Source organism: Cyanobacterium sp. uoEpiScrs1, from assembly GCF_947331815.1.
Taxonomy (GTDB): Bacteria; Cyanobacteriota; Cyanobacteriia; order Cyanobacteriales; family Microcystaceae; genus Rippkaea.
The window spans coordinates 2,032,999-2,048,537 of the sequence record NZ_OX373462.1 but is presented as its reverse complement, the minus strand read 5'-3'; the positions used below and the strand labels follow the sequence as shown (position 1 = coordinate 2,048,537).

12 protein-coding genes are annotated in these 15,539 nt (G+C 31.3%); 7 read left to right on the top strand and 5 right to left on the bottom strand.

All coding sequences use genetic code 11. The features are described from left to right. Positions 1-273: 273 nt before the first annotated feature. Positions 274-681: an ArsR/SmtB family transcription factor gene (locus OXU93_RS07075; protein WP_416378765.1), complete on the bottom strand. Its 408-nt coding sequence runs from the start codon at positions 679-681 to the stop codon at positions 274-276. Between the two features lie 621 nt (positions 682-1,302). On the opposite strand from OXU93_RS07075, the gene OXU93_RS07070 reads away from it, so the two are divergent. The 7 genes from OXU93_RS07070 (at position 1,303) to OXU93_RS07040 (ending at position 9,691) form a co-directional block, all read left to right on the top strand. After that, positions 1,303-1,473, top strand: a complete 171-nt coding sequence (locus tag OXU93_RS07070; RefSeq protein WP_267383500.1) for a hypothetical protein — start codon at positions 1,303-1,305, stop codon at positions 1,471-1,473. A 21-nt stretch (positions 1,474-1,494) separates the two neighbouring features. After that, positions 1,495-2,580 carry a DUF3326 domain-containing protein gene (locus OXU93_RS07065; RefSeq protein WP_267383499.1) on the top strand — a complete coding sequence of 362 codons (1,086 nt, stop codon included), beginning with the start codon at positions 1,495-1,497 and terminating at the stop codon, positions 2,578-2,580. Then, a complete protein-coding gene (locus OXU93_RS07060; RefSeq protein ID WP_267383497.1) occupies positions 2,573-3,166 on the top strand; it encodes a CPBP family intramembrane glutamic endopeptidase in 594 nt (197 codons plus the stop codon). The genes OXU93_RS07065 and OXU93_RS07060 overlap by 8 nt, the downstream gene beginning before the upstream one ends. A gap of 18 nt (positions 3,167-3,184) precedes the next feature. Then, positions 3,185-3,631, top strand: coding sequence for a DUF3531 family protein (locus tag OXU93_RS07055; protein WP_267383495.1), 447 nt, complete (start codon positions 3,185-3,187; stop codon positions 3,629-3,631). Positions 3,632-3,865: 234 nt separating this feature from the next. Continuing rightward, entirely contained in the window at positions 3,866-5,611 is a 1,746-nt protein-coding gene (locus OXU93_RS07050; RefSeq protein WP_267383494.1) for an ABC transporter ATP-binding protein, read from the top strand. Positions 5,612-7,045: 1,434 nt separating this feature from the next. Then, complete coding sequence (gene recJ / locus OXU93_RS07045; RefSeq protein WP_267383493.1) at positions 7,046-9,379, top strand: single-stranded-DNA-specific exonuclease RecJ; 2,334 nt, start codon at positions 7,046-7,048, stop codon at positions 9,377-9,379. Positions 9,380-9,436: 57 nt separating this feature from the next. Then, positions 9,437-9,691 (top strand): DUF1049 domain-containing protein, encoded by a 255-nt coding sequence (locus tag OXU93_RS07040; protein WP_267383492.1) that lies wholly within the window; start codon positions 9,437-9,439, stop codon positions 9,689-9,691. A 734-nt stretch (positions 9,692-10,425) separates the two neighbouring features. Here OXU93_RS07040 and rsmD read toward each other — a convergent pair. From rsmD to OXU93_RS07020, 4 genes are all read right to left on the bottom strand, one after another. Then, positions 10,426-10,977: a 16S rRNA (guanine(966)-N(2))-methyltransferase RsmD gene (rsmD, locus tag OXU93_RS07035; protein ID WP_267383490.1), complete on the bottom strand. Its 552-nt coding sequence runs from the start codon at positions 10,975-10,977 to the stop codon at positions 10,426-10,428. Between the two features lie 213 nt (positions 10,978-11,190). Next, positions 11,191-11,811, bottom strand: coding sequence for an imidazole glycerol phosphate synthase subunit HisH (hisH, locus tag OXU93_RS07030; protein WP_267383489.1), 621 nt, complete (start codon positions 11,809-11,811; stop codon positions 11,191-11,193). A 495-nt stretch (positions 11,812-12,306) separates the two neighbouring features. Then, positions 12,307-13,548 (bottom strand): FAD-dependent hydroxylase, encoded by a 1,242-nt coding sequence (locus OXU93_RS07025; protein WP_267383487.1) that lies wholly within the window; start codon positions 13,546-13,548, stop codon positions 12,307-12,309. A 1,064-nt stretch (positions 13,549-14,612) separates the two neighbouring features. Continuing rightward, entirely contained in the window at positions 14,613-15,527 is a 915-nt protein-coding gene (locus tag OXU93_RS07020; RefSeq protein ID WP_267383486.1) for an alpha/beta fold hydrolase, read from the bottom strand. Between the last annotated feature and the right edge of the window lie 12 nt (positions 15,528-15,539).

Sequence of the window (15,539 nt, the reverse complement as noted above, 5' to 3'; positions counted from 1 at the left end):
CTATTTGTCAATAGAAAATCTAAAACTTTATTCTTTATTTATAATTCTAAATTATACTATTTTGCAAAGTTACGCAATTATAACTTTATATTTTTTGAAGTCTATAAGGAGTCTTTTTAGCAGAGATTAAAAAGATTAGAAGACACTAGTTTCAGTTGTTAACTAAAAATACTTTTCTGAGCTTTATTATAAAAACTGATTTTTACAATATTTGTTTAAAATAAATTATATAAACTTACAGCATAGATTTGGCTAAAATTTATAATACAGTAACTAGAACGATCTTTGAAATATTTTTAGAGACTCTAAATGTTGATTTTTTTGTTGTAATTGAGTAACAATTGAGTTACAAACTAAGTCACACAAAGAAAACACTAAAGGGTTGGCGATTGCATAAACTACATTTACCCCCTGTTGGGTTCGTGTCACGATTCCTGCCTGAGCGAGAAGTTTTAAGTGTTTAGATACATTTGCCTGTCCTAAGCCTGTAAGTTCAATAATTTCAGAGACATTTTTTTTTCCTCCTTTAAGAGTACAGACGATTTGTAACCGACTAACTTCGGATAAAACTTTAAAAAAATCTGCAATCATTCCCAAAACAGTTGGGGATAGGTTAGATGTCCCAGAATTCACTGATAATGTTATCCCTATTGCTGATCGTGGGTTAGAGCTTTGAATCATATTACGACATACTAACTGAATAGTCATATTAACTGTTTGCAGTATAACTTATTTTATAGCTAATTTGCCATATTACTAAATAGTAGTAGCTTTAAATAAATATCAAATTAAAACAGTAAAAATTCAAAGGATTATGAACCCAATATTTTATAAAAATAATTAGTTCAATAAGTTTATATACAAATGTTATTGAAACATTAGAGTTGATAAAAAAATTATAGAAATATTCCTAAATACTTTTCATAAAAAACAAAATCAATAAACAAAAAAGAATATTTATAATAAATGAGCAATAAATTCAGCTTAAATTAACTTTATAGAAGCTGATTTAAATAGTTAATAGATATGTATATTAAATTATATTTAGGGCAAGTACTCAAAGTCAAACTACTGTAAAAAATAGGTCTAATTAAGATAATTTTACGAAAACTTATCTTAACTGAGGTGTATTCACATTGATCTAATCTGAGGTTAAGAAGACTGTTATGTTATATAAAATAGTTTTTGATCAACATTTAAGTGACACTAATCAACTACTGTTGCTCCACGTCAATGGGTATTGTTTAGAAAAATATCTGTTATGGTAATAATGATGAGAGCATTTGTGTGAGTTGAACAACAATGACAACCCATTTCATTACCACCGAAGTCAGCCTTCAAGAGAATCCGTTAAGGTTACAAAAAGAGATTGAAGCTGTACTTGAAAAACAAGGAGAACCTCTTCGCTGGGCAATTACTGAAGTAGACACTGAAAAACAAACCGTTTATGTAGAGGGAATTGTTACAAAATAGTAATCAGTAAAATTCACCATAGTGATTCATTCTCCTTATACCGTCGTCTTAATTGTTCCCACCGGAATTGGGGCTACTATTGGAGGGTATGCGGGAGACGCTCTTCCTATTGCCCGGGCTGTTTCCCAAGTGTGTGACCTACTAATCACACATCCCAATGTTCTCAATGGAGCACAACTTTATTGGAATCATCCCAACATCTTTTATGTTGAAGGCTATGGACTTGATCGTTTCGCGCAAGGAGATTGGGGACTGCAAGCAGTTCATCAAAATCGAGTTGGTTTGATTTTAGATAAAGGTATTGAGCAGGAATTACAAATACGTCATTTACAAGCTGTTGATGCCACTAGAGCTACTTTAGGGTTAGACATAACCGATTACATACTCACAGATACCTCTCTCAATGTTGAACTACATACTGCTACTTCCGGAACAAGTTGGGGAACTATCGGCAACCCAGATAGTTTGCTCAGAGCAGCAGAGAAATTAATTACCCAAGCTAAAGTTCAAGCAATCGCAATTGTTGCTCGTTTTCCTGATGACATTGACAGTTTGGCTTTAGATAACTACCGTCATGGTCAAGGAGTTGACCCTGTAGCGGGAGCAGAAGCAGTTATTTCTCACCTAATTGTTCGTCAGTTTGGTATTCCGGCCGCTCATGCACCTGCTTTAAGTCCTTTACCTCTTGAGCCTAATCTTTCTCCCCGTGCTGCAGCGGAAGAACTTGGTTATACTTTTTTACCTTGTGTTTTAGTGGGGTTGAGTCGTGCACCTCGATTTGTTCACAAAGGGGGAATAGATTTTACCTCAATACCTGTGGAATATGGAATTTGGGCAAATCAGGTCGATGCAGTCATTATTCCAGATACTGCTTGTGGAGGAAGTGCTGTTCTTAGTTTTAGTCAACACAATACCTGTATTATTACAGTCACAGAGAATCAAACCCAATTGCAAGTTACTCCAGAGTCTCTCGGAATTCAAGCGATTAAGGTAAACTCATATTTAGAGGCACTAGGTGTTTTGGTCGCTCATCGTGCTGGAATCAGTATTAGTGCCTTGCATTCTACTGTCCCATCCCTTAATTGTTTCTCTAAAATTTGTGACTGATCCCAATTTGTCTGATATGGAACTGTTAACTCGTGAGCAAATTTTAGCAGTAATAGGGGTAACGTCTGTTATTCTCTTGATTATTGCTAAAGTTTTACAAAAAGTATGGTCCGTTACTCTACTAGGTGTACAATTAACCTCCAATGCTCTTTTAGGTGGTTTGGGAGTAGCAGTGGGGATTATTATTGCCAGTATGATTCTTTATCGTCTTTGGCCATCGTATCGTCAAAGTGCAGATATCTACTTCAAATTGGTAATTAAACCATTAATTTGGCCAGATTTAATTTGGTTAGGATTACTCCCGGGATTAAGTGAAGAACTCTTGTTTCGTGGAGTAATGTTACCGGCACTTGGAGCAAATTTACCGGCATTGATTATCTCAAGTATTATTTTTGGAGTACTTCATTCAAGTGGAACACAACAGTGGCCGTATGTAGTTTGGGCAACAGTAGTGGGACTGGCATTAGGTTATAGTGCTTTGTCGACTGGGAATTTAGCAATCCCTATTGTAGCTCATATCATTACTAATGTAGTATCTAGTGGCTTGTGGAAAATTGGTAAGTCGGAGAGACTGCCCTCTAACTAATAGTTAATACACTTAAAAATGAAAATTGAATTTCGAGAGTTTAATCCTTTTGATCTATGGATTTGGTTAGAGTTTAAAACTACTCCTTCATCCATGGAACGGCAGTATATAGAGGAAGTCTTTGATTCCTGGTTTTATTTAGGTAAATTAGGAGCATTTAATGCAGAAAACTTACAAGTACAAGACCAGGGAGTTGATGTAAGTTACATGGAATATGAAACGAGTATAGTTGACAATGTTATGATGTCTCCTATGCATAATATGACCGAATTTCAATATAAAGAAGTTTGGGGCCGTTGTTGGTTTGATTTGGGAACCAGTGATTTAATTGCTTTAGATATCCTGATTAATGCTTTAGAGCAATTAAGTAGAGAATATGTCACTATTAATCGGTTAATTGTTGGTGGTGAAAATGAAAACTGGAGAGTTGATGATAAAAGTCAATCAATGTTTACTGCAAACTGAATTTTATAATTTATCCTTTTTTATTAAAAGTCAATAACATTTTTTAAACCGTAGACTTATTGAAGGTTTGAAATCAAAAAACTATATGAATGTTGTTGTTATTCTTATTATAAGAATAACTTTTTTATCAATTTTCATAAGTTTAATCGGTTGGTTTTGCTATGAAATAGTTATACAGAGGATTCTAGAAAACTTCTCACAAATCATATAAAAGAGGGATTTAAAGATAAGCAGATGAGAACTTCACGACTTCGACGACTAGGTCGATATTTATATCCTCACTGGAAACAAGTTTTATTGGGAACGGGTACATTATTTGTTGTTAATGCTCTAGGGGTTTATATTCCTTTACTAATTAGAGATATTATTGACGATTTGCGTCAAGCATTTAGTTTTAATCAAGTTTTGTCATATGTTATTTTGATTTTAGTACTGGCGACTATCATGTGGGGAATTCGCATGATTTCACGCCTTATAATTTTTGGGGTGGGTCGCCAAGTAGAATTTAACCTAAAACAAAGAATATTTGAGCATCTACTTACTTTAGAACCTGCCTATTTTTCTACTAATACCTGCGGTGATTTGATTAGCCGTGCTACTAGCGATGTAGATAATATTCGCCGTTTAGTTGGCTTTGCAGTGTTGAGCTTAATTAATATAGTTTTTGCTTACGCCCTGACTCTTCCAGCGATGTTGGCAATTCACATTCCCTTGAGTTTATTGGCTATTTCTATTTATCCAATGATAATATTTACAGTAAAGATTTTTAGTGAACGATTGCAAGGTCAACAGTTTAATGTACAAGAAGGATTGTCTGAGATCAGTGAATTAATCCAAGAAGATATTGGGGGTATGGCTTTAATTAAAATTTATGCCCAAGAAGCTAACGAAACTCGTACTTTTGACTACCTGAATAACAAACTATTGAGAGCTAACTTAAAATTAGCTCAAATTCGTAATTTTCTCTTTCCTCTCATTGAGGGACTATCATATATCAGTCTATTATTACTATTAATTTTTGGGGCTAAAGCAATTACTGAAGGAAATATCAGCATTGGAGATTTTATTGCCCTATTCATTCTAGTAGAACAGTTAGTTTTTCCCACAACTTTACTAGGATTTACCATTACTATTTATCAAAGGGGGGAAGTGAGTATTGATAGGATAGAGTCTATCTTTCAAGTAAAACCAAGAGTACGTGATCAAGATCAACTTAAATCTATCTCTTCATCAGAAATTAAGGGGAAACTAGTTGCCCTTGACCTCAGTTATACTTACCCTGGGTCCAAGACTCCAGCTTTGAACAAAGTCAATGTAACAATTAATTCTGGAGAAACAATAGCCATTGTTGGTCCAATTGGTTGTGGGAAATCTACCTTCGCAAATACCTTGCCCCGTTTACTCGAAATTACCCCAGGACAATTATTTTTAGATGATCATGATGTTACTGAGTTACCTTTAGCTCAATTACGGGGAGCAATTGCCTATGTTCCTCAAGATAGCTTTTTATTTAATACTTCCATTGAAAATAATATTCGTTACGGAGACCATTTTAAGGACCGATCTAAGGTAGAATGGGCAGCAAAACAAAGTCATATTCATCAAGAAATCATGAACTTTCCCCAAAAGTACGACACTATCGTTGGGGAGAGAGGAATTACCCTTTCAGGTGGTCAACGACAACGTACTGCTCTAGCTAGAGCTTTATTAATGGACGCTTCGATATTAATCTTAGACGATGCTCTATCAAGTGTTGATAATAAAACTGCAACCCAAATTTTAGATAGTCTTTCTAAGAAACAGGGTAAAACCGTTATTTTTATTTCTCATCATTTGTCAGCTGCAGCACAAGCGGATTGTATTTTAGTAATGGATAAAGGAAAAATTGTTCAGAGGGGAACTCATGAAACCTTATTGCAACAATCAGGATTGTATAAGTCTCTTTGGGATCAACATCAATTAGAGGAAGTGTACAATTAAAATCATAAATATTTAGATAAAAAAAAGAATAAAATTTACTTCTAACTTACTTAAACATAGATTATTTAGCTATATTATTATGATATTTAATATTAGTTGTCCTAGATTAAAAATTGTTTTTATAGTAAATAAATTATTTTATTCCTTATTGTTATTTCTTGATGTCTAGAAAAAATATCGACAATACTATAACTAATTTTAAAATTATTTCCCAAGTATATAGTTTGTTAACAAAATTATTATGTACTATAAAGCATAGTTACTTTATTATTATGGATACGTATACAAAAAATTAATGAGAAACAATAAACTCTTTTGACAAAATTAGATCTTTAAAATATATTTTTAATCACTAAAATATATTTTTTATTTGTATATATTCTCGTTTTTTAAAATAAATAATCTCCATGGATTTTTTATAAAACTCTCTCATTATTTAGCTTACTGCATTTTATCTATAGTTATTTTTAATTGTCTCTGTTATACCTTACTATTTACTAGTATGGGGACAACCCGGTTGAATACGTAAACTGTAGAATGCAACACTCAACATAATATGTTGTTAATTTTTCTGCGAAATAGATTATTTTCCTTCGTTTTGGAGTTAAGAATTTTTTTACAATATCCCTTAAAAATATTAGGTTTTTCTCCATTAAATATAGATCTAATGGTTAAAGTATCTGCACAAGCCTACTATGACGCATTAATTTTAGATCTACGGTAGTTTTTCTTGATTTTGACATCAATAAAATTAGTTATTTTGTTTGATAAGAACACAGTTAGAAAGTTTTATTGATGTCAATTACAGGTAATGGAGCTAATATTGTTTTTCATTACCTATTCATCGTACCTTAGGACTTGGAAAGTGGTGATGAAGGCTTGATAATTTTTATAAGTTAAATTTTGATAACAGTTACAGGATTTAGAGCCGTACTCAAATAGATTAAATTATCAGAGGTAACTAAAATTAATAAACAGCTTAACCTAAGTGCTTAAAAAAACTTTGACTACTCAATAGCGATATATTCAATTTATAAACTTATCTTTGTTACTAAATCTGTAGTAGGTAACTTTAAATAAAAATAGCCAAACAAGATTTACTTTCTCTGCAAAAATAGGCAGTTATTTATTTTAAAAACCAATCATCAAGAAATATGTTTTCTCTTAATTCTTTGCATTTATTAGTTTGTACTAGTATTAAGTTTCGATTATATTGATTTTATTTTATGTATTTTTGAAAACTAGCTGAAGAAAATATCTTATATAAGATAGCTTTAATCTCTACTATCTTTTTATTTATTCCTTGAACTATTATTGCCTGACAGTTGAACAATAATAATATACTAAGGTTAATTTTATCTCATTCCATGAGGCTTAAAGTTATTTAACTAAAAATTAGTCTTAAAATATTAAAGAATTTAATTTTTGTTTAAAATGAAGAAACTACAATCTACATGGCAAACACCACCCTCTTTCTCAATTCCCCAATGGTTTCTAAAAATCGTTAGCTCTTATACTCCTAATTCCGAAGGAAGACATGTTGCTAAAATATTATGGCAACGAGGAATTCAAAACAAGGATCAACTTATTTCTTTCATTGACACTAACTTTTATCATCCCACTAGTCCGTTCGCTTTTGGAAAAGAAATGAAATGGGCAGTTGAACGCCTTAAAACAGCTTATCAAAATCAAGAAAAAGTAACTATATGGGGAGATTTTGATGCTGACGGGATAACCTCAACTAGCGTTCTTTGGGAAGGACTAGGACAATTTTTTCTTCCTTACTCTCAACTTGATTATTATATTCCTAATCGCATCACAGAATCCCACGGACTAAATTACCAAGGAATTAAGAACTTGGCAACATCAGGAACTCAGTTAATTGTGACATGTGATACAGGGAGTACCAACCTGACTGAAATTGACTATGCTAAAACATTAGGTATCGATGTTATTGTCACAGATCATCATACTTTGCCAGATAACCGTCCTCCTGTTGTTGCTATTATCAACCCTCGTTATCTCAATATTAATCATCCTCTCTTTCATTTATCAGGAGTAGCAGTAGCCTATAAATTAATAGAGGCATTTTATCAAGAATTACCTGATATAGCCCAAAAATCGTTAGAAAAATTACTAGATTTAGTTGCTATTGGATTAATTGCTGACTTAGTTGAGTTAAAAGGAGACTGTCGTTATCTTGCACAGAAAGGTATTCAATATCTACAAAGACAACAGCAATTTAATACCCGCCCAGGGGTTGCTAAATTACTGGAATTATGTAAGCGAAACGGGGATCGCCCTACTGATATTTCTTTTGGTATTGGACCCAGAATTAATGCTATCAGTCGTATTTATGGAGATGCTAAATTTGGAGTCAACTTATTAACCAGTCGTGACATAAAACTTTGTAGTAAATTAGCTTTAAAGGCCGAATTAGCTAATACAAGACGAAAAGAGATACAACAAAGAGTTTATAAAGACGTTAAAAAAACGCTATCTCAAATTGACCTATCAACTGTGCTAGTTATTGTTTTAGAAGATGCTCAATGGGACAGTGGAGTTTTAGGATTAGTTGCCGGACAAATTGCTCAAGAATATAATCGTCCAACAATTTTATTAACCATAACGGAAACAAATGATAATAATCAAGTTAAAGCCATCAAAATGGCTAGAGGTTCAGCACGTTCAAATAAGCAAATAGATTTATATGAATTACTGAATTCTCAGCAAAATTTATTGCATCGTTTTGGAGGACATCCTTTTGCTGCGGGATTGAGTTTACCGTTAAAAAATTTAACCTTATTTAAGGAAGGTATTAATCAGCAATTGCGGCAAAAAATCAACACTATTAGTTATTTAAAAACAGCAATTGAAGTAGATTTAATTGTTACTGTTATTGATCTAGGACAGGATTTATTTCGAGAACTAAAATTATTAGAACCTTGTGGCATAGGTAATCCTATTCCTAAACTTTTATTAAAAAAATGCTGGTTTAATAATATTTGGAACAAAAATATTGAAGATATAACAAGAAAAAAAATACAGTATATAAAAACAACTTTTGAAATCCATGATTCTTCCACTCCAAAAGGGTTTCCTGGAGTTTGGTGGGAACATCACAAGGATGAATTACCTTTGAATAAACCTCAAGACATTATTGCTGAATTATACTTTAATTCTTACTGCAAACGTTATGAAATTAGATTGATTGCTATTAGAGATCATGTAACTGACACTAAAATTTATAATAATAATAGTAACTATAATTACTTATTAGATTGGCGTGATAAAAAATATTCTCAAGAAATGAATACCCAGCTTAAAATATTACGAGAGCCTCCTAATAGTTGGGAAGAATTATTGAAAATATATGATCAAACTACACAAAAAAAATTTAAACTTGCTCTTGCTTATAATTCACCTAAATATCTCAATAATTTACAAATCTGGCAACAATTATTAGGGATTGCAAAATACTATAGTCGTACTGGTAAAACTATTAATATAGTACAAATAAAGACAGGACTAGAACTAAGTAATGGTAGTATGAGGCTTGGATTAGAAATGCTATCTAAATTAGGATTTGAATGTAATCAAATAAATGAAAATTTAAAATTTAGATGGACAAAGAAAATTGCTAATGATGCTCAACAAAAAGTAAATGAATTTATGGAAGTAATTGAAGAGGAACGATTTCAGCATCAATTTTTTTCTAATATTTCTATCGAATGTATTCAAAATAAATACATAGAAAAATACCAATAAATTGTTGCTATCAACAAAAAAATATAGTATATCTAGACAAGTATTAGGCATAAAATAATGAAATCTTTTACATATTTAATTAGTATGACAATAGTCGCTTTTTGGTTAATAATAATCGCTATTTTTTCTATTCAAAATACTGCAGAGATTTATTTGAAATTTCTAATTTTTAAATCTATAAAACTCCCAATTGGAGTTTTATTATCTTTTTGTGTAGGGGGGGGGATAATTTTAGGATCATTAGCTATTCTATTATGGAAACTACCAAAATATTCAACTAAAATAAATTATGATGTAGCTGATGATTTTTAATTTTTATTAATAAATAAATATATCAGATATTAGTTTAATTAAAAATCAAAGAATTATATAAGATAGTATTAATAATAAACTATGCTAGACATAGTATAGATTATTATTAATACTACAAATGATGGTAAATGAGAGTTATAGTTAAAACACAAGTAATTTTATATTGACTTGAATTACTAATTGGAAATAAAATAACTATAATATTTTAAGCTTTAAGTTTAGTTAAGTATTTTTTTGTGATGACTTTTTATAATTAGAGAAATTAGCTTGAAATAACATAGTAAATATAAGATGTTAATTCTAATAAAAACAGTCAATAAACTTAAATATTCAAAAACAAATTAGATACTATATTTAAAGTTTTTTGTTAACATATGGTAGAATCCTAGAAAAGTTAAATTATTTGAAATTTATAACTAAAATCAGCTTTTATAAAGCTATTTTATCTGTTTAAATATAGTCAACATATTTTTATTATATAAATAGTTATTATGATTTATACTTAGGCAAGTATGATCATGAAAATAAATCGCTAGAAAGTTTTTTTGTCACAAATACTGTTTACGGTTAACTTATTGGTCATTTAATATATTTATTAACGACAACTAAAGAATAATTATGAACAGTTAACAATACCAGTATATTTGTAATTTTAACAAGATAATTATAGGATTTTAACAATAAAAATTAGCTTTTTTTGTTTAAACTTAAATTTTTATTTAATACCAATACATTTATATATTATAAAATAGCTTAAATACATAGAATGTTATGGCGTTATTACCATATATTTTTTTTTGACGAATTTTTAACCCATTTATCTCTATTGCCTGCCATAATTTAGGATTATGTTCTACTGCAATTTCCCCATCTTTTCTTAAAAGTTTATAAGTTACTATTTTTTCTAAAACAGGTTGGTATAATTTACTAGCATAAGGGGGATCAAAATAAATATGATTAAATTGACGTCCTTCTAGAGTTTTTAGTACCTTAAGGACATCACCTTTAATAACTTTGAACTCTTGATTTTTTACAGCACATTTCTGCCAATTTTGCCTAATAAGGCTACATGCTTTTCCATATATCTCAATCCCTATCACTTCCTTTGCACCACGGCATAAGGCTTCTGCACCCATTGAACCATTTCCTGCACATAAATCTAACCAATGACATTCGATAATTGAATCTTGCCAAATATTAAATAAAGCTTCTCTGACTTTGGAAGATGTAGGGCGCGTCAATTTTCCAGGTAAAGTAGTTAATGACCGATTTCCATAAATTCGCATTCTATCTAGTTCATAGTTAATAATATAGATATCAATAAAATACAATGATCAAAAATTAATGCCTTACTATCAATAGATTTTAGGCTATCTACTAATTTACCTAAACCTGGTTATTGTTTTTTAGTCTTTTTTTGATACCTTCAAGTTAGTATCTCTTTACTAGTTTAGTATAATTCATGCTTAACTATATTAAATTATTATTTGGCAACATATTTACTTAGTTAAACTAACAAAATTAGATAAGCTTTTTAAGCCATAATCTGAAGATTTTTCAGGGTGAAATTGTACCGCCATCAAATTATCCAGAGCAATTGCCGCTGTTACCCTTTGACTGCCATGAGTAACCGTTGCTGCGGTCACAGTCGGATCGACTGGATCAACATAATAAGAATGAACAAAATACACATAAGGGTTAGGGGGCAAGCCTTGCCATAAACTTAGATTAGGCTGAGTAAATTCCAATTGATTCCAACCCATGTGAGGAATCGTAAGATTGGATTCAGAACGAAAACGACGTACTTTTCCGGAAATAATTCCTAATCCTGGTTCTTTTCCTTCTTCAGAAGCGTCAAAGAGAATTTGTAATCCTAAACAAATCCCTAAAAAAGGTTTTTCATCAGCAATTGCTTGGTTAATGGGTTTAACTAAATGCCGTGCTCGTAGGCTTTGAACTGCTGGATCAAAGGACCCTACTCCAGGCAAAATGATTCCAGTAGCTTTAGCAATTTCCTTAGGAGAATCAGTTATTTTTGGAGTTATTCCTAGTTTTTCTACTCCTTTACAAACAGAATGTAAGTTTCCCATACCATAGTCAATAACTGCGATAAAGCTCATATGGCAATCTTTTATAAAACCAGTATTTTTACTTTATTTTATAATACAATAAATCAAGATCAAGGCGATTTTAACTTCATTTAAAACTTGAGTATCTTATCTAGGATATAGTGCTTCGGTATTTTTTGTAAAAAAGATAAATATATATTTATTCAAAAATATATATTTCAATAAATTAAACTTTTAGATAAAAATCACTATCATAATAATTAAATTTTACTATTAATAAATAAACAAATTCTAAAAAAATAAAAAATAAAAACTTTCAATTCATTTCTTTCTCTCTTTATTAAAATTCATATAAATATTTCTCCAGAAAATTAGTTTAATACAATCAGTCAGACATTTGTTTGAAGATGTATGTTGTAAATAGTCTTTTTTGATTTTCTTAAATTAGGACTAATTTGAACAGTTTTTCGATATTGTCACTCTTCCCAAATCTATAAAAAATTTAATTAAGGCTAGAAGATTAGGATAATTAATCTTATTCATTAGTCATTTAAGCAATTGGGGGATTTTTCCTAATAATCCCGTCATCAATTGCAAAGACAAACGTCTAATTAAAGGAAAAGTATTAGTTAACCATAATCCCAACCGACGCATCTTCATTGATAGCCACCACTGGTTAGAAAATAAACGATTTAAAAAATCAGTAAATCCCAAAATCACCCAATTCTCATTTCTACGCCAGTTCTCATAACGTTTTAATACTTTTAAACTTCCAATATCTTCTCCTCGTTGATAGGATTTTTGCAAGGTTTCTACTAAAGCTGCTACATCCCGAATACCTAAGTTCAATCCCTGTCCTCCCAAAGGATGACAACAATGTGCTGCGTCTCCAACTAAGGCAAGTCTATGATCTGTATAGCGTCTACTCTGCATTAACTGAACCGGAAAAATAAAGCGATCACTAACTAATTTTAGTTCTCCTAAGAGTCCCCCAGTCCGTTGTTGTAGCTGTCTCAAAAACTCAGTTTCATCTAACTCTTTAATTACTCTTGCTTGAGAATGAGAGGCTGTCCAAACAATTTGGCAACGATTTCCAGGAAGGGGCAAAATCCCCATAGGACCCGAATACCAAAACCGTTCAAAAGCCATATTATTGCTTGGGGCGTTATGTTTAACAGTAAAAGTGACACAAGACTGCCAATATTTCCATCCTTGAGTCTTAATACCTGCTTCTGAACGTATTTGTGATTGTGCTCCGTCAGCTCCTATCACTAATTTACTACGGATTTGCTGCAACCTTCCTTCCACTTTAATCTTTACTGTCGCCTTCGTACTTTGATAATCTACGGACATCACTTCCGCTGGACATAACCATTTAATCTCAGGGGAATCAGCAATAATTGTTTTTAGTGTTTCTAAAATTACTTGATGTTCAACCACATAGCCTAGATAATCGGTTCCAAGATCAGCAGTTTTGAACTCGACCACCTGTGGATGATCAGCATCAGAAACACGAATAGAATTAAATTTACCGACTTGGGAAGATATTTTCTTCCAGACACCAATTGCATCTAAAATACGCACAGACATTAGTGAAAGAGCGTAAGCTTGAGGTTTGCTAGCAGAATTAACTTGAGAGTGAGCTTCGATGATAACTATTTTTAACCCGGATGCTTTGAGTGCCGTAGCTAAAGTAATACCAACAATTCCTCCTCCTACAATAGTAAGGTCGTAATCTTCAATATGGTTAGAAAGTGAGAGAGGGAAGCTTAGCTGATCGAAGTTCATTTTTAAGTATTTATTCAGAAAAACATTTAAAAACATATACCTTTCAATTGTGACGTGAATTTTTTAAAGATGCAAGCTCACTAGTCTATATCTTAAGTAAAGACAAGGTATTTGTGTATTGATATCTATTAAATTAAATTTTAACCAAACTAGCTAATACAACTTATAAAAATAGCTCTAAGAAAACTACTAGACTGACGTTTCATACTAAATTATAGAACAGTGGAAGTCTTTTCTATTTAAACAGAAATAATCAACAACTAAAAAATTATTTATTGATTAGAGAAGATAATATCATACCCTTTTATAAAGTTATATAAAACTGGACTACTTTTACTTATTTTCTTACTTAATGACAAATTTTGATATTTATAAGTTTGATTATTTATTAATTAACTTAGATATTTTCATATGTTATTGCTCTAATTAATATAGAGTTTCATTAAGCTAGCTGAGATAAAGACATTTTTTTGAAAACACTTAATATTAGAAAGTTACTTCTATATCATGGGGTTATATTTCCCTATAATATTAGTTATTGTTGAATTTAAAATTTTTAGTAAAGTTTGCTTTGTCTAAACTAGAATATAATACTCTAAGTCATAATTTTTTAAAATGATTACCTCCAAAATATTATATTTTTTACTCTTTAATCTCTATTTTTAAGAAAATATTACTTTTGTTAAAAATTTTACATACTATTTAAATATTTATTCCCAATTATGTGTTGGTTATAATTATTATGTTTGTTGAACAAATATGAACTTAATGAGTATTATCTATTGTAAATCTATGAATAAAATTTTTTATATACTAAGCTCGGAATAGATAACACTATCGAATACTTAAAGCTTCATTATTCTCAAATATTAAATAGCAAAAAGAAGGGAATAACTGCATACAGAAATAATTACAATCACAGTGCTCAACTTTACCTTTAAATTAATACCAAGTGATTAAGTAATCATACTATTTAATGAATAAAATTCTACACTTTAGCTATATAAAAAATAAATTATCAAGAAATAGACACTAAAATTGTAAAATAATTAGTCTTTAAAGCTTTAACTATGGCTCATAAGAATCTTTAACATCTTCTCTCCTAATATTTCCGGTTGTTCTACCATAGACATATGTCCGCAATTAGCTAGCTCAATAACATTGTTCCCCTGAACCTCAAAAAGAGGATGGAAACTAGCTAAATAGCGAACATATTTAGGTTCCATTACTGTATCTTTGTCCCCAGCTAAAAAATAAACAGGTTGTTGTAAACGGGATACTATTTGGGGTAGTAGGTGGACCTCGGTCTCCGTTGTCGAATCAAGTAAAGATCCCAAAGCCGCTTGAGGATCTGCCTTAAGTAAGTCTAAAATCCGTTGTCGTCCCCAACGCTTTTCCAGAGGACGAGCCATCATAAGATGAGAGAAAAGCACATCAATCAAGGGCATATAGGATGACCAACTTGGTCTGCGTTTTATTAACTGTTCTCCTGCTAGGCGAAACCGTTCAAATTCTTCCTTAAGATAAATCCCTCCTCCTGAATTTAAACAAATAACTCCCTGAACAGTTTCAGGGCAGGAATCAGCTCCCCATAATGCAATACCACCTCCCAACGAATGTCCAATAAGCCAAGCTCTTTTAATAGCAAATTTTTGCAGTAAAATCCTCAAATCTTGAGCATAAGCCCCTAATCCGAAAGGAGAGCTACCATTAGTCAAATTAGAATGAGCCCGTTGCAATGAAATTTCCCAGTCTATATCTAGATTTAAAGCTTCTCGAACCTTTTGAGAGTCACCAAATCCCCTAAGATCATAAATTAGACAAGGATAGTTAGGTGCTAATTGCTCAATTAACGGAAGCCAATATTGACGGCTCAATAACCATCCATGAATAAAAATAAGTACGGGAGTAGATACTTGAAAAGACGGGGATGTTAGCTCATAGGCGTGAGGAACTCCCAAAATGTCGATGGTTGGCATATTGTTATCCTA

Excerpts from the sequence above, each read along its gene's own strand:
- OXU93_RS07075 (WP_416378765.1), bottom strand. The coding sequence starts at position 681 with ATGATTCAAAGCTCTAACCCACGATCAGCAATAGGGATAACATTATCA.
- OXU93_RS07070 (WP_267383500.1), top strand. The coding sequence starts at position 1,303 with ATGACAACCCATTTCATTACCACCGAAGTCAGCCTTCAAGAGAATCCG.
- OXU93_RS07055 (WP_267383495.1), top strand. The coding sequence starts at position 3,185 with ATGAAAATTGAATTTCGAGAGTTTAATCCTTTTGATCTATGGATTTGG.
- OXU93_RS07050 (WP_267383494.1), top strand. The coding sequence starts at position 3,866 with ATGAGAACTTCACGACTTCGACGACTAGGTCGATATTTATATCCTCAC.
- recJ (WP_267383493.1), top strand. The coding sequence starts at position 7,046 with ATGAAGAAACTACAATCTACATGGCAAACACCACCCTCTTTCTCAATT.
- OXU93_RS07040 (WP_267383492.1), top strand. The coding sequence starts at position 9,437 with ATGAAATCTTTTACATATTTAATTAGTATGACAATAGTCGCTTTTTGG.
- rsmD (WP_267383490.1), bottom strand. The coding sequence starts at position 10,977 with ATGCGAATTTATGGAAATCGGTCATTAACTACTTTACCTGGAAAATTG.
- hisH (WP_267383489.1), bottom strand. The coding sequence starts at position 11,811 with ATGAGCTTTATCGCAGTTATTGACTATGGTATGGGAAACTTACATTCT.
- OXU93_RS07025 (WP_267383487.1), bottom strand. The coding sequence starts at position 13,548 with ATGAACTTCGATCAGCTAAGCTTCCCTCTCTCACTTTCTAACCATATT.
- OXU93_RS07020 (WP_267383486.1), bottom strand. The coding sequence starts at position 15,527 with ATGCCAACCATCGACATTTTGGGAGTTCCTCACGCCTATGAGCTAACA.